This window comes from Streptomyces sp. NBC_00691 (genome assembly GCF_036226665.1).
Lineage (GTDB): Bacteria > Actinomycetota > Actinomycetes > Streptomycetales > Streptomycetaceae > Streptomyces.
This window is the reverse complement of record NZ_CP109007.1, coordinates 2262708-2283284: the sequence shown is the minus strand read 5'-3', so window position 1 is coordinate 2283284 and position 20577 is coordinate 2262708. Positions and strand designations below refer to the sequence as shown.

At 71.0% G+C, this 20577-nt stretch carries 14 protein-coding genes; 8 read left to right on the top strand and 6 right to left on the bottom strand.

The window, feature by feature from the left end:
• Positions 1 to 12 precede the first annotated feature (12 nt).
• Complete coding sequence (locus OG392_RS10260) at positions 13 to 1131, top strand: DivIVA domain-containing protein (RefSeq protein WP_329277805.1); 1119 nt, start codon at positions 13 to 15, stop codon at positions 1129 to 1131.
• 190 nt (positions 1132 to 1321) lie between these two features.
• Here the strand turns inward: OG392_RS10260 and ileS are convergent, their stop codons facing one another.
• On the bottom strand, positions 1322 to 4465 hold the full coding sequence (gene ileS, locus OG392_RS10255; RefSeq protein WP_329277803.1) for an isoleucine--tRNA ligase: 3144 nt from the start codon (positions 4463 to 4465) through the stop codon (positions 1322 to 1324).
• Positions 4466 to 5004: 539 nt separating this feature from the next.
• On the opposite strand from ileS, the gene OG392_RS10250 reads away from it, so the two are divergent.
• From OG392_RS10250 to OG392_RS10225, 6 genes are all read left to right on the top strand, one after another.
• On the top strand, positions 5005 to 5790 hold the full coding sequence (locus OG392_RS10250; protein ID WP_329277801.1) for a TraR/DksA family transcriptional regulator: 786 nt from the start codon (positions 5005 to 5007) through the stop codon (positions 5788 to 5790).
• Between the two features lie 174 nt (positions 5791 to 5964).
• The gene (gene lspA, locus OG392_RS10245; RefSeq protein ID WP_329277799.1) at positions 5965 to 6588 is read left to right on the top strand and encodes a signal peptidase II; all 624 of its coding nucleotides are present in this window, start codon (positions 5965 to 5967) and stop codon (positions 6586 to 6588) included.
• Between the two features lie 51 nt (positions 6589 to 6639).
• Entirely contained in the window at positions 6640 to 7581 is a 942-nt protein-coding gene (locus tag OG392_RS10240; RefSeq protein ID WP_329277797.1) for an RluA family pseudouridine synthase, read from the top strand.
• Positions 7578 to 8045 (top strand): GNAT family N-acetyltransferase, encoded by a 468-nt coding sequence (locus OG392_RS10235; protein WP_329277795.1) that lies wholly within the window; start codon positions 7578 to 7580, stop codon positions 8043 to 8045. Before OG392_RS10240 ends, OG392_RS10235 begins: the two co-directional genes overlap by 4 nt.
• A gap of 109 nt (positions 8046 to 8154) precedes the next feature.
• The gene (locus OG392_RS10230; RefSeq protein WP_329277793.1) at positions 8155 to 9741 is read left to right on the top strand and encodes a Na+/H+ antiporter; all 1587 of its coding nucleotides are present in this window, start codon (positions 8155 to 8157) and stop codon (positions 9739 to 9741) included.
• Between the two features lie 157 nt (positions 9742 to 9898).
• The gene (locus OG392_RS10225; RefSeq protein WP_329277792.1) at positions 9899 to 10468 is read left to right on the top strand and encodes a dienelactone hydrolase family protein; all 570 of its coding nucleotides are present in this window, start codon (positions 9899 to 9901) and stop codon (positions 10466 to 10468) included.
• 66 nt (positions 10469 to 10534) lie between these two features.
• Here OG392_RS10225 and OG392_RS10220 read toward each other — a convergent pair whose 3' ends face one another.
• The 5 genes from OG392_RS10220 to OG392_RS10200 all read right to left on the bottom strand — a co-directional run bounded on the left by OG392_RS10220 (position 10535) and on the right by OG392_RS10200 (position 16814).
• Positions 10535 to 11509, bottom strand: a complete 975-nt coding sequence (locus OG392_RS10220; protein ID WP_329277790.1) for a zinc metalloprotease — start codon at positions 11507 to 11509, stop codon at positions 10535 to 10537.
• 336 nt (positions 11510 to 11845) lie between these two features.
• Positions 11846 to 13495 (bottom strand): alkaline phosphatase D family protein, encoded by a 1650-nt coding sequence (locus OG392_RS10215; RefSeq protein ID WP_443054736.1) that lies wholly within the window; start codon positions 13493 to 13495, stop codon positions 11846 to 11848.
• A 311-nt stretch (positions 13496 to 13806) separates the two neighbouring features.
• Entirely contained in the window at positions 13807 to 14622 is an 816-nt protein-coding gene (locus OG392_RS10210; protein ID WP_329277788.1) for a DsbA family protein, read from the bottom strand.
• A 60-nt stretch (positions 14623 to 14682) separates the two neighbouring features.
• Positions 14683 to 15369 (bottom strand): hypothetical protein, encoded by a 687-nt coding sequence (locus OG392_RS10205; protein ID WP_329287189.1) that lies wholly within the window; start codon positions 15367 to 15369, stop codon positions 14683 to 14685.
• Positions 15370 to 15488: 119 nt separating this feature from the next.
• Positions 15489 to 16814, bottom strand: coding sequence for a DUF2252 domain-containing protein (locus tag OG392_RS10200; RefSeq protein ID WP_329277786.1), 1326 nt, complete (start codon positions 16812 to 16814; stop codon positions 15489 to 15491).
• Positions 16815 to 16972: 158 nt separating this feature from the next.
• Here OG392_RS10200 and dnaE point away from each other — a divergent pair, with 158 nt between their 5' ends.
• Positions 16973 to 20512 (top strand): DNA polymerase III subunit alpha, encoded by a 3540-nt coding sequence (dnaE, locus tag OG392_RS10195; RefSeq protein ID WP_329277784.1) that lies wholly within the window; start codon positions 16973 to 16975, stop codon positions 20510 to 20512.
• Positions 20513 to 20577 lie beyond the last annotated feature (65 nt).

Genomic DNA, 20577 nt, shown 5'->3' with positions numbered 1-20577 from the left:
GGTGAAGAAGAGATGCCGCTGACCCCCGAGGACGTGCGGAACAAGCAGTTCACGACCGTCCGCCTCCGAGAAGGCTATGACGAGGACGAGGTCGATGCCTTCCTCGACGAGGTCGAGGCCGAGCTGACCCGCCTGCTCCGCGAGAACGAGGACCTGCGCGCCAAGCTGGCCGCCGCGACGCGTGCCGCCGCGCAGAACCAGCAGCAGCAGGGGATGCGCAAGCCCCCGGAGCAGCAGGATCGTCCCGTCGGTCCCGGCGCGCCCGTGCCCGCCGCCATATCCGGACCGCCGGTCCAGCAGCAGCCGCCGCAGATGGGCCCGCCGCAGCTTCCGTCCGGAGCCCCGCAGCTTCCCGCCGGCCCGATGCAGGGCGGCCCCATGCAGGGTGGTCCGATGCAGGGCGGCCCCATGCAGGGTGGTCCGATGCAGGGCGGCCCCATGCAGGGCGGCCCCATGGGTCACCCGCAGCAGCAGATGCAGCAGCAGATGCAGCAGCAGATGCCGCCGCAGATGCAGCAGCCGCAGCAGGGCCCCGGTGGCGACAGTGCCGCGCGTGTCCTCTCGCTGGCCCAGCAGACCGCCGACCAGGCGATCGCCGAGGCCCGCTCCGAGGCCAACAAGATCGTCGGCGAGGCGCGCTCGCGCGCCGAGGGCCTGGAGCGGGACGCCCGCGCCAAGGCGGACGCTCTCGAGCGGGACGCGCAGGAGAAGCACCGCGTCGCCATGGGCTCCCTGGAGTCCGCCCGCGCGACGCTGGAGCGCAAGGTCGAGGACCTGCGCGGCTTCGAGCGCGAGTACCGCACGCGTCTGAAGTCGTACCTGGAGTCGCAGCTGCGTCAGCTGGAGACCCAGGCCGACGACTCGCTCGCCCCGCCGCGCACCCCGGCCACGGCCTCGCTGCCGCCGGCCCCGTCGATGGCCTCGGCCGGCGCCGGTGCGCCGTCCTACGGCGGCAACGGCGGGATGGGTGGCGGCCCGTCCATGGGCGGTGCCCCGTCCTACGGCGGCCAGCAGCAGATGTCCCCGGCGATGACCCAGCCGATGGCTCCGGTCCGTCCGCAGCCTCCGCAGCCGATGCAGCAGGCGCCGGCGCCGATGCGCGGCTTCCTGATCGACGAGGACGACAACTGACGGCGCGTGGTCGCGCGATGAGCGCGTAGCCGTCGGCAGGCTGAAGGGCCGGGCCCCGGGAAACCGGGGCCCGGCCCTTTGCCGTGCCCGCGCCTTCCGCCGTCCGGGCCGTGGCGCCCGCATCGCGGAACAGCCGCCCACAACGGCGAAGGGCCCGACACCCTGGTGGTGTCGGGCCCTTCGGCGGGGGTTATGCCTTGCGGAGGCGGAACGTCAGGGCGAGGGACTCGTCCGTGAACGGGTTTCCGTACGAGGCGTCCGCCTCGCCCTGCGCGTGGTCCGTGGCCAGGACCTCGTCCGCGATCAGGCCCGCGTGGGCCGTCAGCGCCTCCGCCGTCTCCGGCGAGTCCGTCACCCAGCGCAGCGCGATCCGGTCCGCCACGTCCAGGCCGCTGTTCTTGCGGGCCTCCTGGATCAGGCGGATGGCGTCACGGGCCAGGCCCGCCTTGCGGAGCTCGGGGGTGATCTCCAGGTCCAGGGCGACCGTCGCGCCCGCGTCGGAGGCCACCGACCAGCCCTCGCGGGGGGTCTCCGTGATGATGACCTCCTCGGGTGTGACGGTGATGTCCTCGCCGTTCACCGAGAGGGTCGCCTCCCCGGACCGGAGCGCCAGGGACAGCGCCGCCGCGTCCGCCGCCGCCACCGCCTTCGCCACGTCCTGGACGCCCTTGCCGAAGCGCTTGCCCAGGGAGCGGAAGTTCGCCTTGGCGGTGGTGTCCACCAGCGAGCCGCCGACCTCCGAGAGGGAGGCGAGGGACGAGACGTTCAGCTCCTCCGTGATCTGGGCCTGGAGGTCGGCGGAGAGGGCCGCGAAGCCCGTCGCCGCCACCAGGGCCCGGGAGAGCGGCTGGCGGGTCTTCACGCCCGACTCCGCGCGCGTCGCCCGGCCCAGCTCCACCAGACGCCGGACCAGCAGCATCTGCTCCGAGAGCGTCTTGTCGATCGCCGTCGTGTCCGCCTCCGGCCAGGTCGACAGGTGGACCGACTCGGGGGCGTCCGGCGTCACCGGCACCACGAGGTCCTGCCAGACCCGCTCGGTGATGAACGGGGTCAGCGGGGCCATCAGCCGCGTGACCGTCTCCACCACGTCGTGGAGGGTGCGCAGGGCCGCCTTGTCGCCCTGCCAGAAGCGGCGGCGCGAGCGGCGTACGTACCAGTTGGAGAGGTCGTCGACGAAGGCCGAGATCAGCTTGCCGGTGCGCTGGGTGTCGTAGGACTCCATCGCCTCGGTCGCCTCGGCGACCAGCGTGTTCAGCTCGGAGAGGAGCCACTTGTCGAGGACGGTGCGGTCGGCCGGGGCCGGGTCCGCGGCCGAGGGGGCCCAGCCGGACGTACGGGCGTACAGCGCCTGGAAGGCCACCGTGTTCCAGTACGTCAGGAGGGTCTTGCGGACGACCTCCTGGATCGTGCCGTGGCCCACGCGGCGGGCCGCCCACGGCGAGCCGCCGGCCGCCATGAACCAGCGGACCGCGTCGGCGCCGTGCTGGTCCATCAGAGGGATCGGCTGGAGGGTGTTCCCCAGGTGCTTGGACATCTTGCGGCCGTCCTCGGCGAGGATGTGGCCCAGGCAGACCACGTTCTCGTAGGACGACTTGTCGAAGACCAGCGTGCCGACGGCCATCAGCGTGTAGAACCAGCCTCGCGTCTGGTCGATGGCCTCGGAGATGAACTGGGCGGGGTACCGGGACTCGAAGAGTTCCTTGTTCTCGTGCGGGTAGCCGTACTGCGCGAACGGCATCGAGCCCGAGTCGTACCAGGCGTCGATGACCTCCGGGACGCGGACGGCCTCGAGCGAGCAGCCCTCGGCGGTGCACGCGAACGTCACCGCGTCGATGTACGGGCGGTGCGGGTCGAGCTGCGACTGGTCCGTGCCCGTCAGCTCGGACAGCTCGGCGCGCGAGCCCACACAGGTCAGGTGGTCGTCCTCGCAGCGCCAGATCGGCAGCGGGGTGCCCCAGTAGCGGTTGCGGGAGAGCGCCCAGTCGACGTTGTTGGTCAGCCAGTCGCCGAAGCGGCCGTGCTTGACCGAGTCCGGGAACCAGTTCGTCCGCTCGTTCTCCGCGAGCATGCGGTCCTTGACCGCGGTCGTGCGGATGTACCAGGACGGCTGCGCGTAGTACAGCAGCGCCGTGTGGCAGCGCCAGCAGTGCGGGTAGCTGTGCTCGTACGCGATGTGCCTGAAGAGCAGCCCGCGGGCGTCCAGGTCGGCGGTGAGCGCCTCGTCGGCCTTCTTGAAGAAGACGCCGCCGACCAGCGGCACGTCCTCCTCGAAGGTGCCGTCGGGGCGGACCGGGTTCACGACCGGCAGGCCGTACGCCTTGCAGACCTTGAGGTCGTCCTCACCGAAGGCGGGGGACTGGTGGACCAGACCCGTACCGTCCTCGGTCGTCACGTACTCGGCGTTGACGACGTAGTGCGCCTCGGCCGGGAACTCGACGAGCTCGAAGGGGCGCTGGTAGGTCCAGCGCTCCATCTCGGCGCCCGTGAAGGACTCGCCGGTGGTGACCCAGCCCTCGCCCAGCGCCTTCTCGACCAGCGGCTGCGCGACGACGACCCGCTCGTCGCCGTCGGTGGCGACCACGTAGGTGACCTCGGGGTGGGCGGCGACGGCCGTGTTGGACACCAGGGTCCACGGGGTCGTCGTCCAGACCAGGAGGGCGGCCTTGCCGGCCAGCGGGCCGGAGGTCAGCGGGAAGCGGACGTACACCGAGGGGTCGACGACCGTCTCGTAGCCCTGGGCCAGCTCGTGGTCGGAGAGGCCGGTGCCGCAGCGCGGGCACCAGGGGGCGACCCGGTGGTCCTGGACGAGCAGGTCCTTGTCGAAGATCTGCTTCAGCGACCACCAGACCGACTCGATGTACGAGGGGTCCATCGTCCGGTACGCGTCGTCCAGGTCGACCCAGTAGCCCATGCGGGTCGTGAGCTCGGCGAACGCGTCGGTGTGCCGGGTCACGGACTCACGGCACTTGTCGTTGAACGCGGCGATGCCGTAGTCCTCGATGTCCTTCTTGCCGGAGAAGCCGAGCTCCTTCTCGACGGCGAGCTCCACCGGGAGGCCGTGGCAGTCCCAGCCGGCCTTGCGGGCCACGTGGTAGCCGCGCATGGTCCGGAAGCGGGGGAAGACGTCCTTGAAGACGCGGGCCTCGATGTGGTGCGCGCCCGGCATGCCGTTGGCGGTCGGCGGGCCCTCGTAGAAGACCCACTCGGGGCGCCCTTCGGACTGTTCGAGGGTCTTGGCGAAGATCTTGTTCTCGTGCCAGAGATCGAGCACGGCGTGCTCCATAGCGGGCAGGTCTACCTGGGCGGGCACCTGGCGGTACTGCGGCGGTGTCATCGAGTTCCTCCGGCGGACTGTCGTGTTCCGTCGGAGGGACGAGAGCGCTGCTCCCGCGGTACCACCCTCCTTGGCCCGGGGCGCGGACGCCCTGAGCCCCCTCATTGGGGTCGCGACGCCGGGTCTAGTCACCGCAGTGCCCTGCGGCTTTCTTCCGACGGCTCCGGGGTGATGCTTCACATCGGGCTCGCCCCCGGGCTCTCACCGTCCCCGGGTCGCTCATGGCTGCGTACGACGCTACTCGTCCCCATCCAAGCCTTTCGCCAGGACCAGTGTACGGGCCCCGGGGTGGGGCGGCAGACCGGTTTTCCGTGACCCGAATGGCCATACGGGGCGGTGCGGACTTGGGGTGCGGCCATGTGGGGGAAGGGCGGGACGGATTACCCGGCGGGGAGCTGGGCACAACGGAGGCAGGCCTGCCCCGAGGGGTGCGGGGGCGGGTGGGAACGGCGGCGTGCCCCGTTGCCGCGGGCCTTGGGCCGATTTATCGTCCCAGCACGATTCGCGAGCAAGATCACAAAATGTGAAGGGGCCGCGACATGGTGGCGAAGAAGACCGCCGCGAAGAAGCCCTCGGCCGCCGGTTCCACCGGTTCGGCGGAGGGCGCCAAGGACGTGGCCGGGAAGAAGACGACGGTCGCGGAGCCGCCGACGGTCGCGAAGAGCACCCCCACGAGGAAGACCACCGCGAAGAAGGCCGCCGGGCAGAAGACCGCCGGGAAGAAGAGCGCGGAGGACGCGGTCGACGAGGAGACGGCTGCCCCGAAGGCCGCCGCCAGGAAGACGCCCGCCAAGAAGGCCGCGGCGAAGAAGGCGGCCGCCAAGGCGCCCGCGAAGAAGCAGACAGGAGCCAGAACGGTGGCAGCGAAGAAGACGGCGGGTGGCGTCACGACCGCCGGGGACGAGGCCGCCGTGCCTCCCGCCCGGACCGGTGAGCTCGCGGTGCGTCCCGGGGAGGACCCATGGACCCCGGCCGAGGTCACCGAGGCCCGCAACGAGCTGCAGTCCGAGGTGCTGCGGCTCCGCAGCGAGCTCGCGCACTCCCAGGAGGAGCTCACCGGCCTCATGCGGGACTCGGGCGACGGCGCCGGGGACGACCAGGCCGACACCGGCACCAAGAACATCACGCGTGAGCACGAGCTCGCCCTGGCCGCCAACGCCAGGGAGATGCTGGAACAGTCCGAGCACGCCCTGGAACGGCTCGACGCGGGCACGTACGGCCTCTGCGAGGTGTGCGGGAAGCCGATCGGCAAGGCGCGGATGCAGGCCTTCCCCCGGGCCACGCTCTGCGTCGAGGACAAACAGCGCCAGGAGCGGCGCGGCTGACGGCCGGCCGGGCGCGGCGCGGCCCCGCGGCCGAGGAGCGGAGCGCGTGACGAACCGGTGCCGCGCGGCCGCCGGCCGGGCGCCGCGCGGCCGGTGATCTCGGCTGCCGGTCTCGCACGCCTGTGCCGTACCCTCGGTGCACGGTCAGGCATCGAGGTCGAGGGACTCACTCACGTGGCAGAGGCGGAGCGCATCATCGGTACGCCGGATTCAGCAGGGGCCGAGGAGCCGGCCGCCTCCGACGAGACGGTGGCCGCCGACGCTTCGGCCACGCCCGACGACGGGTCGGCCGCTCCCGAGGAGCGGCCGAGGGGCAGGCGCAGGATCCTCGCCCTGTTCGTCGTGGCCGTCCTCGCCTACCTGCTCGACCTGGGCAGCAAGATGCTCGTGGTCGCCAAGCTGGAGGGCCACGAGCCGATCGAGGTCGTCGGCGATCTGCTGCGCTTCGACGCCATCCGGAACCCCGGTGCCGCCTTCGGCATGGGCGAGGCCTTCACGATCATCTTCACCGTCATCGCGGCCGCCGTGATCGTCGTGATCATCCGACTGGCGCGGAAGCTCTACAGCCTGCCCTGGGCGATCGCGCTCGGTCTGCTGCTCGGCGGCGCGCTGGGCAACCTCACGGACCGGATCTTCCGCTCCCCGGGCGTCTTCGAGGGCGCGGTCGTCGACTTCATCGCCCCCGCGCACTTCGCCGTCTTCAACCTCGCCGACTCGGCGATCGTGTGCGGCGGCATCCTCATCGTGATCCTGTCGTTCCGGGGTCTGGACCCCGACGGCACCGTCCACAAGGACTGAGCCGATCCGGCCGCGAGACCCGAGCACCCCGGGGCAAGGCATACTCGACGAGTGAGTACGAGTCCCGAGATCCGCACGCTGCCCGTTCCCGATGGCCTGGAGGGCGAGCGCGTCGACGCCGCCATCGCCCGTATGTTCGGGTTCTCCCGTACGAAGGCGGCCGAACTGGCCGCCGCAGGGAAGGTCCAGGTCGACGGCTCCGTCGTCGGCAAGTCCGAGCGGGTGAGCGGCGGCGCGTGGCTCGAGGTCGAGATGCCGGGCGCGGCCGCGGCCGTGCAGATCGTCGCCGAGCCCGTCGAGGGCATGGAGATCGTCCACGACGACGACGACATCGTCGTGATCATGAAGCCGGTCGGCGTGGCCGCGCACCCCAGCCCCGGCTGGACCGGCACCACGGTCATCGGCGGCCTCGCCGCCGCCGGGTACCGCATCTCCACCTCCGGCGCCGCCGAGCGCCAGGGCATCGTGCACCGCCTCGACGTCGGAACCTCCGGTCTGATGGTGGTCGCCAAGTCGGAGTACGCGTACACCTCGCTGAAGCGCCAGTTCAAGGAGCGCGTGGTCGACAAGCGCTACCACGCGCTGGTGCAGGGCCACCCCGACCCGATGAGCGGCACCATCGACGCCCCCATCGGCCGGCACCCGAACCACGACTACAAGTGGGCGGTCACCGCCGACGGCAAGGCGTCCGTCACGCACTACGACCTCATCGAGGCGTACCGCTCGGCGTCGCTGCTCGACATCAAGCTGGAGACGGGCCGCACCCACCAGATCCGGGTGCACATGTCCGCCCACCGCCACCCCTGTGTCGGTGACCTGACCTACGGAGCCGACCCGACGATCGCCAAGCGCCTCGGTCTGACCCGGCAGTGGCTGCACGCCGTCCGGCTGGGCTTCGAGCACCCGGGCGACGGCTCGTGGGTCGAGTTCGCCAGCACGTACCCCGAGGACCTCCAGACGGCCCTGGACCGGATCGCGTCGGAGAGCCGGTGAGCAGCGCGTACAGCGTCCGTGAGGCGCTCGGCACCGAGGACCGGGAGGCCTGCTTCACGGTCCGCCGTGAGGTCTTCGTGGGGGAGCAGGGCGTTCCGCAGGAGCTGGAGTACGACACGTACGACGCCACCGCGGTGCACGTGCTCGCCGTGCGCGCGGACGGGCTGCCGCTGGGCACCGGCCGGCTGCTCTTCGGGGCGGACGCGGTCGGCAGGACCGGCGCCGACGCCTCGGTGGGCTCGCTCGGCCGGCTCGCGGTCTCCCAGTCGGCGCGCGGTCTCGGCGTCGGCGCGGCGCTCGTGCGCGGCATCGAGGACGTGGCGCGCGAGCGCGGCCTGACCGCCGTCGACCTGCACGCGCAGACCCACGCGCTGGGCTTCTACGAGCGGCTCGGCTACGAGGCGTACGGCCCCGAGTTCCCGGACGCGGACATGCCGCACCGGGCCATGCGAAGGGCTCTGTAGGCCCGCGCGGCACCGGAAGCGCTCGGCTGCCCCCTGTCACTCCCGCCGTGAGCGGGCGTACACAGGGGGCAGTCGCTTTTAAAACGGACATACGTGACAGGGTGTGCCCGTGGATCAATTGGCCCTGTTGTTCTTGCTGCTGCTCGGCGCGCTGCTCACGGTCCCGCTCGGTGAGCGGCTCGGGCTGCCCGCGCCCGTCCTGATGACCCTCATCGGGATCGGGCTGGCAGTCCTGCCCTTCGTGCCGAACGTCGAGGTCCCGCCGGAACTCATCCTTCCGCTGGTGCTGCCGCCACTGCTCTACGCCTCGGTGCAGCGGACCTCCTGGCGTCAGTTCGCGGCCAACAGGCGGCCGATCTTCCTGCTCGCGGTCGCCCTCGTGTTCGTCACCACGGCCGCCGTCGGTGCCGTCGCCAACGCCCTCGTGCCCGGTCTTCCGCTGGCCGCCGCGATCGCGCTCGGCGCCCTCGTCGCCCCGCCCGACCCGGTCGCGGCGACCGCCGTCGCCGGCTCGCTCGGGCTGCCGCGGCGGCTGGTGTCGATCCTGGAGGGCGAAGGGCTCTTCAACGACGTCACCGCGATCGTGCTCTACCACGTGGCCATCGCCGCCGCGGTCAGCGGCTCCTTCTCCTGGCCGGACGCGCTCGGCGAGTTCGTCCTCTCCGCGGTGGTCGCGGTGGCCGTGGGCCTGGCGCTCGGCTGGCTCTCCAACAAGCTCATCGGGCTGCTCGGCGACGCCACCCTCCAGACCGGCCTCACCCTTCTCGTGCCCTTCGTGAGCTACGTCCTCGCCGAGGAGCTGCACGGCTCCGGTGTCCTCGCCGTCCTGGTCACCGCCCTCTTCCTCGCCGAGCACGCGGCCGACGCCGACGACGTGATGGGCCGGCTCGCCGGGCAGACCTTCTGGCAGGTCGTCGACACCCTCGTCACCGGCATCGCCTTCGGCCTCATCGGCCTCGAACTCGTGCACGTCTTCGGGGTGGCCGAGGGGCGCGGCCTGCAGATGCTCGGCTGGGGCGCCGCCGTCGTCGCGGTCGTCGTCGGCGTCCGGCTGCTGTGGCTGCTGCCGGCGACCTGGCTGGCGAAGCGGCTGCACACCCGCCGGGACGTCGACGAGGAGATCCCGACCAGCTGGCGGGAGACCATCGTCATGTGGTGGGCGGGGATGCGGGGTGTGGCCTCGGTGGCGCTCGCGCTGGCCATCCCGCTCCGTACCGACGACGGCGAGCCGTTCCCCGGGCGGGACGAGATCGTCTTCATCGCCTTCTGCGTGATCATCGCCACGCTCGTCGTCCAGGGGCTCACCCTGCCCTGGCTGGTGAAGCGGCTCGGCGTGCGGGCGGACGCGGACGCGGAGCGGGTCCTGGAGCGCGATCTCGCCATCCGGGCCGCGAAGGCCGCCAGGCGCAGGCTCAAGGAGATCGAGGAGGTCGAGGAGCTGCCCGAGGAGGTCCAGGAGCGGCTGCTGCGCGGGGCGTACGACATCGGGGCGCGGATCAGTCCGGACATGGTCGACGAGGAGCGGCGGGCCGCGTTCGTCGAGCGGACGAAGCGCTTCAAGGCGGTGCAGCGGATCCAGCGGGAGCTGATGTCGGCCGCGCGGCACGAGGTGCTCTCGGCCCGCAGCGAGCCGGGCGCCGATCCGGAGGTGGTGGACCGGGTGCTGCGGCAGCTGGACGTGCGCAGCATGCGGTGAGGGGGCCTGCGGCGGCGGACGGGAAGACGGCCGCGCCGGCGGGCGGTGGGCCGGCGGATCGCCCGGTGGACCGGCGGGCGGTGGGTCGGCGGACCGGCCGGTGGACCGGCGGGCGGTGGGGCCGGGGTCGTGCGGGCCGGGTGGCAGGATGGGACGCATGGACATCATGCTCTTCCACTCGGCCTACGGGCTGACCCCTTCCGTCGAGACCGCTGCCGAGCGGCTCCGCGCCGCCGGGCACCGGGTCTGGACCCCGGACCTCTACGGGGGCCGGACGGTCGGGACCGTGGAGGAGGGCGTGGAGCTCAGGGACGAGATCGGCAAGGACGAGCTGTTGAAGCGGGCGGTCCTCGCCGCCGCCCCGTACTCCGAGCGCGGTCTGGTCTACATGGGCCTCTCGCTCGGGGCCTCCATCGCGCAGACCCTGGCGCTCGGCGACGAGAAGGCGCGCGGGCTGCTGCTCTTCCACGGCACCTCCGACCTCGCGGAGTCGGCCGTGGTGGACGAGCTGCCGGTGCAGCTGCACGTGGCCGATCCCGACCCGTTCGAGACGCACGACTGGCTGTCCTCCTGGTACCTGCAGATGCGCAAGGCCGGGGCGGACGTCGAGATCTACCGCTACCCGGGCGCGGGGCACGTGTACACCGACCGGGAGCTGCCCGACTGGGACCAGGAGTCGGCCGAGCGGACGTGGTCGGTGGCGCTGGCCTTCCTGGACAGCCTGTAGGACCACGGTGAACGGGTGTGGCCCCCGGGGGAGTTCCCCCGGGGGCCACACCCGTGTCCGGCCGGATCAGGCGCGGTACGCCGTCCAGTAGTCGTTCATCCGGGTCACCTGGCCCGAGGTGAACTGGTACATGCAGGCGTCGTACGTGTAGTCCATGAAGTTGTGGATCGGGTCCACGCCGGCCTTGTTGGTGCAGGTGTCACGGCCGGTCGGGCACTCGTAGGCGGGGCTCTTCTCGGCCGGGGTGTCGGCGACGCCGTCACCGCTGCCGCTGCAGCCGCCCTGGAAGGTGTGGTAGAGGCCCATCCAGTGGCCGACCTCGTGGGTGGCGGTGTCGCCCTGGTTGTAGTTGGCCGCGGAGCCGCCCGGGAGCGAGGCGTCGAGGACGACGACACCGTCCATGGACGGCTGCGAGGCGTACGAGGACGGGAAGGTCGCCCAGCCGAGGAGGCCGCCGCCCAGGTTGGCGGTGTAGAAGTTCAGCGCGCCCGCGCCGCCCTTGCGGAGGGTCTGCTTCATCTGCTTCTCGGCGGTGGAGCCCGAGGACAGGTTGTACCAGGACGCGTTGTCCGTGTAGTCGGTACCGGCCAGGGTGAACTGGAAGTTGGTGTTCACGTTGCCGGTGCCCTGGCCCGCGTAGGCCGCGTTCAGGACGTTCATCTGGCCGGTGATCGCGCTCGCGGAGAGCTTGCCCGTCGTTCCGGAGTGGATGACGTGGAAGTAGACGGGGATGTTCACCGCCGCGGCGGCTCTGCCGGCGGAGGCGCCGAGGCGGGCCTCGGAACGGGCCGCGGACAGCTTCTTCTTGAAATCGGCGTCCATGGCCGCGGCCTTGGCGGCCGTGACCTCGTTCGGCTCCGCGGCGTGGCCGCCGGCGCCGCGCGCCTTGCGGGCGCCGGAGAGGGCGCCGGCGTCGTCCGCGCACTTCTCGGCGGAGGCGCCGGCCAGGGTCGCGGTGGTGCCGCTCGCGACCGGGGCGGAGAGCGGGGCAAGGGCCAGGGTTCCGGCCATGACGGCCGTACCGAGCATCCGACGTGACATACGCGGGGATATGCGGACAAGAGCACGCATGGTGACTCCTCGTGGGGGGTGGGGGGAGGAACTTCCTCCGCCACGCCGGGGAGATTACGCGTCCATGTCAGACACTGTTGAGGAGTGATCAAGCCCAATCATTCAGGGGGCAATTCAGGGCATCGGGAAGAAAATCTTGCGCTGCTTCCGGAGTTTGAGATCTCGACGTAACAGCCGGGGTGACGGAGGCGGGTGGTGTGTCCGGATTCGATCTCCGAAATCAGCCACCCGCCGTAGCGATGTGATCTCCCGTTAACAGAAGGGATCATGGCTGAAAAGCATCGCTAATGAGGTGTCAGGGGAACCTCAGCGCACCGGCTGGTACACCCGCTCGACACGCTGCGTTCCGCTCAGCGTCCGGTAGGAGCGTGCCCAGGACGTCGTCGCGTCCGGGTCCGCCTTGTCGGAGACCGTGTAGTAGTCCATCTGCGAGCGCTCGGCGGTCACGTCGAGCACGCCGTATCCGTGGTGGTCCATGTCCACCCACTTCACGTGCCGGTTGGCGGCCTTCACGGCGCCGGCGGCCACCACCGAGAGCGTCCCCGGGGCCACGTGCAGCAGGTCGTCCAGGTTGTCCGAGGTCACCGATGTGACCACGAACTCCGTCGCGGCGGAGGCCGAGAAGGGGTACGTCGCCGCCTTCACCGGGACGTCGTTGGCCCAGGCCATGTGGATGTCGCCGGTCAGGAAGACCGTGTTGCGGATCCCCCGGGAGGTGAGGTGCCCGAGCAGCTCCTTGCGGTCGTCCGTGTAGCCGTCCCACTGGTCGGCGTTGACCGCGAGCCCCTCCTTCGGCAGGCCCATCAGCTCGGCGAGCGGCTCCAGGAGATGGGCGGGCAGGGCGCCGAAGGCGACCGGCGAGATCATCACCGAGGTGCCGACCAGCTGCCAGGTCGCGTCCGAGCCCGCGAGGCCGGACTTCAGCCAGTCCAGCTGGGCGCGGCCGGTGATGCTGCGCTCCGGGTCGTCGACCGAACCGCTGCCGGCCTTCGCCGGGGCGGAGCGGAACGAACGCAGGTCGAGCAGGTGCAGATCGGCCAGCTTGCCGAAGCGCAGCCGCCGGAAGACCGTGCCCTCGGTCGACGTACGGACCGGCATCCACTCGAAGTAGGCCCGCTTGGCCGCCGCGACCCGGGCCGCCCAGTCGCCCTCGGCGCCGGGGGTGTGGTTCTCGGCCCCGCCCGACCAGGCGTCGTTGGCGAACTCGTGGTCGTCCCAGATGGCGACGACCGGGTGGGCCGCGTGCAGCGCCTGGAGGTCGGCGTCCGTCTTGTAGTGGCCGTGCCGGGTGCGGTAGTCGGCCAGCGAGACGGTCTCGTGACGCGGCTCGTGCTGCCGGACGGTGTACTTCGCCTCCGGGTAGGTGCCGCTGCCGTACTCGTACACGTAGTCGCCGAGGTGGAGGATCGCGTCCAGGTCCGCGCGGGCGGCGAGATGGCGGTACGCGGAGAAGTGGCCGGCCTCCCAGTTGGCGCAGGAGACCACGCCGAACCGGACGCCGGGCGCGGTGGCGTCGACGGCCGGCGTGGTGCGGGTGCGAGCGGTGGGGGAGACGGTGGATCCCGCGGTGAAGCGGAACCAGTAGGAGGTGGCCGGGCGCAGGCCCCGGACGTCCGCCTTCACCGTGTGGTCGGAGCCCGCGCTCGCCGTGGTCGTGCCGGAGGCCACGATCCGCGCGAAGCCGCGGTCCTCGGCGAGCTCCCAGCCGACCGGGACGTCGGGGCCGAGGCCGGAGCCGGGCACGGCTTCGGGGGTGGGGGTGACGCGCGTCCAGAGCAGGACGCCGTCGGGCAGCGGGTCGCCGGAGGCGACGCCGTGGAGGAACGCGGGGGCCCCGGGGGCCGCGTGGGCCGCGCCTGCCGCGCCGAGGAGGGCGGGCGCCGTGACGGCGGTGACGGCGGCGGCCTTGACGACCGTGCGCCGCGTGGGGGCGGAGGATATGAATCGACTGGTCACGGGCAGTCAGATTACTGGCGGGTACGGTGGGTGGGGAGGGGCTTGCGGGAATGTTCGCCGGATCGTCGTCCCCAGGTCGCATCCGGCCCCGCGGCGGTGGCGCCTCCCGGGACGCGCCGGCCTGACCCGGGATCAGGAGGGGGCTCTCCTGCGGGCGGTTCCGGAGGGTGGCCGTCCGCCGTGACGGCGGGGACCGGGTCTCGCGGTCGAGCGGGCCCGACGCGGAGCACCCCCGAGGACGGCCTTCGCCCCCTGATCCGCCGGGCGGGCGGGGATCAGGGGGCGGGGGAGGTCGTGCGGCCCGGTCGCGGTCAGCCCTTGAGGGCCGTGGCGATCGCCGTCTCGAACTCCGGCACGGTCATCGGCGGGTTGTCGCTGCCCGCCACCGTCACGGCCTTGCCGTCCATCTTGAGCGTCGGGGTGCCGGTGACCCCGCTGTCGTCGAAGGCCTTCGACATCTTCATCGCCCAGGCGTCGAAGGTGCCGTCCTCGACGTTCTTCTTGAACGCGGCGTTGCCCTTCAGGGCCGGCACCGAGTCCGCCACCTCCAGGAGGTAGGAGTCCTTGGCGAACTTGTCGTCGTTCTCCTCCGGGTGGAACTTCGCCGAGTAGAGCGCCGCCTTGTACTTCAGGAAGGCCTCGGGGCTCACGTCGAGGGCCGCGCCCAGCGCCGAGAGGGCGTTCTTCGAGCCCTCGCCCGTGGCCGCGTCGTCGATGAACGTGGCACCGACGTACCTGATCTTGTACTTGCCGGCCTCGACGTCCTTCTCCACCGTGGAGCCCACGGACTGCTCGAAGGTCGAGCAGACCGGGCAGCGCGAGTCCTCGTACAGCTCCAGGGTCTTCTTCGCGGCCGGCTTCCCGACCACGACGGTCGTGCCGTTCGTGCCCGAGGTGTTCTTCGGGGCGGTCACCGTGGTCGCCTTCGCCGCCGACTCCCACGCCGAGGGCTGGTTCGACTGGACCACCGCGTAGCCGATGCCGCCTGCGGCGGCGAGGACGGCCACGGCCGAGACGCCGACGACGAGCCGGCGGCGGGCCCGGTCCTTCTTCTCCTGGCGCTCGCGCTCGACGCGCAGACGCTCGCGGGCGGCAGCCTTGTTGGCCTGGTTGTTGCGTGCACTCATGATCGTGGTCTCCGTGACGGTGAGGAAATGAGGGGTACCGCGTGCCGGGGTGCGCGTCGCTCAGACGAGAGCGAGGCGCGGGCACGGCGGTCCCCGCCGTCCCACGGAGTGGGTGAGGAGCCGGGTGCGGGAGGGCCGGGGTCGCCCCGCGGGCCGTCCGGCGCGGCGCGGCGCCGGGCCACCGGTACGGAAGAGGGCCGCCACCAGGAGCAGCGGCCGGAACGCGAACGCCGCCACCGCGCCGAGCAGCCGGGCCAGCGCCCGCTCCCCGCCGCGCAGCCAGACCGCCGCGAAGAGCCCGACGCCCACATGGGCCAGGAGCAGCAGCCAGGGCAGCGCCGGGGCGGGGGAGTCGAGGAGCGCGGCGGCCGTGCCGCTCTCGGGCGCGGCCACGCCGGGCAGCGGGGTGCCGACGGCGCCGCCGCAGAACATCTCCACGCCGACCGCGCGCAGCGATCCGGCGACGGGGCCTCCCGCGGCGCCGTAACAGACCGCCTGACCGCTGGTGAAGAGCGTGTCGGCCGCCAGTTCCAGCGGGACGAGGAGCCCGGCGATCGGGCCGAGGCCCCGCTCGCGGCCCGCCAGGGCGTACGCCACGGCGAAGACGCCGACCGCGACCGGGACGACCGTCCCGAGCGGCAGCGGCACGCGTGAGAGCAGCACGTGGGACGCCACGGACAGCGTCACGACCAGTGCCGTGAAGAACGCCGCCCGCAGCGTCCTCAGCTGCGTCCCTGCCATGTCCATCGTCGTGGAGTGTGCCATGCCGGTCCGTAAAACGCCCTTAAAGACAGTCTGTGAACGGCCCCGGCGGCCCCGGGAACCCCCGGCGTCACGAGGGAGTCCCCGGCCGCCCCGGGAATCCGCTACAGCCCGGGGATCCGGCCGTTGCGGAAGAGGTCCACGAAGATCTGGTGGTCGGCCCGCGCGCGTGCCCCGTACGTGTGGGCGAAGTCCACCAGGAGCTGCGCGAAGCCGTCCTCGTCGGCGGCGATCGCCGCGTCGATGGCCCGCTCCGTCGAGAACGGCACCAGCGAGTGCCCGCTGGAGTCGTCCGCCGCCGCGTGCATGGTCGCCGTCGCCCGGCCCAGGTCGGCGACGGTGGCCGCGATGTCCTGGGGGTCGTCGATGTCCGACCAGTCGAGGTCCACCGCGTACGGCGAGACCTCCGCGACCAGCTGACCGGCGCCGTCCAGCTCGGTCCAGCCGAGCCACGGGTCGGCGTGGGCCTGGAGCGCCCGCTGCGAGATCACGGTGCGGTGGCCCTCGTGCTGGAAGTACTCCCGTACCGCCGGGTCCGTCACATGACGGGAGACCGCGGGGGTCTGCGCCTGCTTGAGGTAGATCACGACGTCGTTCTCCAGGGCGTCGCTGTTGCCCTCCAGGAGGATGTTGTACGAGGGGAGGCCGGCCGAGCCGATGCCGATCCCGCGCCGCCCGACCACGTCCTTGACCCGGTACGAGTCGGGGCGGGCCAGGCTGGACTCCGGCAGGGTCTCCAGGTAGCCGTCGAAGGCCGCCAGGACCTTGTACCGCGCGGCCGCGTCCAGCTCGATCGCGCCGCCGCCCGCGGAGAAGCGGCGCTCGTAGTCCCGGATCTCCGTCATCGAGTCGAGGAGCCCGAAGCGGGTCATGGAGCGGGCGTCACGCAGCGCGTCGAGCAGTGCGCCCTCGGCCGTGTCCAGCGTGAACGGGGGCAGCTCGTCGTTCTTCGCGCCGGTCGCCAGGGCGTGGATCCGCTCCCGGTAGGAGGCCGCGAAGATCCGGACGACATGGCTGATCTGCTCGTCGCTCAGCGCCTTCGCGTAGCCGACGAGGGCGAGCGAGGCCGCGAGCCGCTTGAGGTCCCAGGTGAAGGGGCCGACGTACGCCTCGTCGAAGTCGTTGACGTTGAAGATCAGCCGCCCGTTGGCGTCCATGTACGTGCCGAAGTTCTCGGCGTGCAGGTCGCCGTGGATCCAGACCCGGCCGGTGCGCTCGTCCAGGTAGGGGCCGCCGTGGGCCTCCTTCTCCAGGTCGGCGTAGAACAGGCAGGCCGTGCCCCGGTAGAAGGCGAAGGCCGAGCCGGCCATCTTCCGGAACTTGACGCGGAAGGCCGCGGGGTCGGCGGCGAGGAGCTCGCCGAAGGCGGTGTCGAAGACGGCGAGAATGTGCTCACCGCGCTCCGCGGCGGTGGGCTGGGGGACCGACATCGAGGTGCCTCCTGGTACGAAGCCATGCGTAGACAAATGGGACAGGCGTTCCTGTCTCCCAACGCGTGACGGTACCCGCGAGTGCCCGGCCGCTGTCAGTCCGGCGACGTAGACTTCGACGCTGTCCCCCCAGAAGTTCATCGCCGGAGGCCTCCCCCGTGACCAAGCCGCCCTTCACGCACCTCCACGTCCACACCCAGTACTCGCTGCTGGACGGTGCCGCGCGGCTGAAGGACATGTTCAACGCGTGCAACGAGATGGGCATGACCCATATCGCGATGTCCGACCACGGCAATCTGCACGGGGCGTACGACTTCTTCCACACGGCGAAGAAGGCCGGGGTGACGCCGATCATCGGCATCGAGGCGTACGTCGCCCCCGAGTCCCGGCGGAACAAGCGGAAGATCCAGTGGGGGCAGCCGCACCAGAAGCGGGACGACGTCTCCGGCTCCGGCGGCTACACCCACAAGACGATCTGGGCGGCGAACAACACCGGACTGCACAACCTCTTCAAGCTCTCCTCCGACGCCTACGCCGAGGGCTGGCTCCAGAAGTGGCCCCGGATGGACAAGGAGACCATCTCCCAGTGGTCGGAGGGGCTCATCGCCTCCACCGGCTGTCCCTCCGGCGAACTGCAGACCCGGCTCCGCCTCGGTCAGTTCGACGAGGCCCTCAAGTCGGCCTCCGAGTACCAGGACATCTTCGGCAAGGAGCGGTACTTCCTGGAGCTGATGGACCACGGCATCGAGATCGAGCGCCGGGTCCGCGACGGGCTCCTGGAGATCGGCAAGAAGCTCGGCATCCCGCCGCTGGTCACCAACGACTCGCACTACACGTACGCGCACGAGTCGACCGCGCACGACGCCCTGCTCTGCATCCAGACCGGCAAGAACCTCTCCGACCCCGACCGCTTCCGCTTCGACGGCACCGGCTACTACCTCAAGTCCACGGACGAGATGTACGCCGTGGACTCCTCGGACGCCTGGCAGGAGGGCTGCCGCAACACCCTCCTGGTCGCCGAGCAGGTCAGCACCGACGGCATGTTCGTCGAGAAGAACCTCATGCCGAAGTTCGACATCCCGGAGGGGTACACCGAGGTCACCTGGTTCCGCGAGGAGACCATGCGGGGCATGCACCGCCGCTTCCCCGGGGGCATCCCCGAGGACCGCATGAAGCAGGTCGAGTACGAGATGGACACGATCATCTCGATGGGCTTCCCCGGCTACTTCCTCGTCGTCGCCGACTTCATCATGTGGGCGAAGAAGCAGGGCATCGCCGTGGGCCCCGGCCGAGGCTCCGCGGCCGGCTCGATCGTCGCGTACGCCATGGGCATCACCGACCTCGACCCGATCCCGCACGGCCTGATCTTCGAGCGCTTCCTCAACCCCGAGCGCATCTCGATGCCCGATGTCGACATCGACTTCGACGAGCGCCGGCGCGTCGAGGTGATCCGGTACGTGACGGAGAAGTACGGCTCCGACAAGGTCGCCATGATCGGCACCTACGGCAAGATCAAGGCGAAGAACGCCATCAAGGACTCCGCGCGCGTCCTCGGCTACCCGTACGCCATGGGCGACCGGCTCACCAAGGCCATGCCCGCCGACGTCCTCGGCAAGGGCATCGACCTCAACGGCATCACCGACCCCTCGCACCCGCGGTACAGCGAGGCCGGCGAGATCCGCGCGATGTACGAGAACGAGCCGGACGTCAAGAAGGTCATCGACACCGCCCGGGGCGTCGAGGGCCTGGTCCGCCAGATGGGCGTGCACGCGGCCGGCGTGATCATGTCCAGCGAGCCGATCGTCGACCACGCGCCGATCTGGGTGCGGCACACCGACGGCGTCACCATCACGCAGTGGGACTACCCGCAGTGCGAGTCGCTCGGCCTGCTCAAGATGGACTTCCTGGGCCTGCGCAACCTCACGATCATGGACGACGCCGTCAAGATGGTGAAGGCCAACAAGGGGATCGACCTCGACCTCCTGGCCCTGCCGCTCGACGACCCCAAGACCTTCGAACTGCTCCAGCGCGGTGACACCCTCGGCGTCTTCCAGTTCGACGGCGGCCCCATGCGCTCGCTGCTGCGGCTGATGAAGCCCGACAACTTCGAAGACATCTCCGCCGTGTCCGCCCTGTACCGGCCGGGCCCGATGGGCATGAACTCGCACACGAACTACGCCCTGCGCAAGAACGCGCAGCAGGAGATCACCCCGATCCACCCCGAGCTGGAGAAGCCGCTCGAAGAGGTGCTCGCGGTCACCTACGGCCTCATCGTGTACCAGGAGCAGGTGCAGAAGGCCGCCCAGATCATCGCCGGCTACTCGCTCGGCGAGGCCGACATCCTCCGCCGCGTGATGGGCAAGAAGAAGCCCGACGAACTGGCGAAGAACTTCGTCATCTTCGAGGCCGGAGCCAAGGGCAAGGGCTTCAGCGACGAGGCCATCAAGGCGCTCTGGGACGTCCTGGTCCCCTTCGCCGGCTACGCCTTCAACAAGGCCCACTCCGCCGCGTACGGCCTGGTCTCCTACTGGACCGCCTACCTCAAGGCCAACTTCCCGGCCGAGTACATGGCGGGACTGCTCACCTCGGTCAAGGACGACAAGGACAAGTCCGCGATCTACCTCAACGAGTGCCGCCGCATGGGCATCAAGGTGCTCCCGCCGAACGTGAACGAGTCCGAGTCGAACTTCGCCGCCCAGGGCGACGACGTGATCCTCTTCGGCCTCTCCGCCGTCCGCAACGTCGGCACCAACGTCGTCGAGTCGATCATCAAATCGCGCAAGGCGAAGGGGAAGTACTCCTCCTTCCCCGACTTCCTCGACAAGGTCGAGGCCGTCGTCTGCAACAAGCGGACCGTCGAGTCGCTGATCAAGGCCGGCGCCTTCGACGAGATGGGCCACACCCGCAAGGGCCTGGTCGCCCACCACGAGCCGATGATCGACAACGTGGTGGCGGTCAAGCGCAAGGAGGCCGAGGGACAGTTCGACCTGTTCGGCGGCATGGGCGACGAGGCCACCGACGAGCCCGGCTTCGGCCTCGACGTCGAGTTCTCCGACGTCGAGTGGGAGAAGTCCTACCTGCTCGCCCAGGAGCGCGAGATGCTCGGCCTGTACGTCTCCGACCACCCGCTCTTCGGCATCGAGCACGTCCTGTCCGACAAGACGGACGCGGCGATCTCCCAGCTCACCGGCGGCGAGCACTCCGACGGCGCGGTCGTCACCATCGGCGGCATCATCTCCGGCCTCCAGCGGAAGATGACCAAGCAGGGCAACGCCTGGGCCATCGCCACCGTCGAGGACCTCGCCGGCTCCATCGAGTGCATGTTCTTCCCGGCCACCTACCAGCTGGTCTCCACCCAGCTCGTCGAGGACACGGTCGTCTTCGTCAAGGGCCGGCTCGACAAGCGCGAGGACGTGCCCCGCCTCGTCGCCATGGAGCTGATGGTCCCCGACCTCTCGAACGCCGGGACCAACGCGCCGGTGATCCTCACCATCCCCACCGTCAAGGTGACCCCGCCGATGGTCACCCGCCTCGGCGAGATCCTGGGCCACCACAAGGGCAACACCGAGGTACGGATCAAGCTCCAGGGCCCCCGCACCACCACCGTGCTCCGTCTCGACCGGCACCGGGTGACGGCCGACCCGGCGCTCTTCGGCGACCTGAAGGTGCTGCTCGGCCCGGCCTGCCTGGCCGGCTGATCACCCGTCCCGTCCGGCCGACCGGCCCGACGGGACCCCCGCAGCACGCGCAAGGGGCGCGCCCG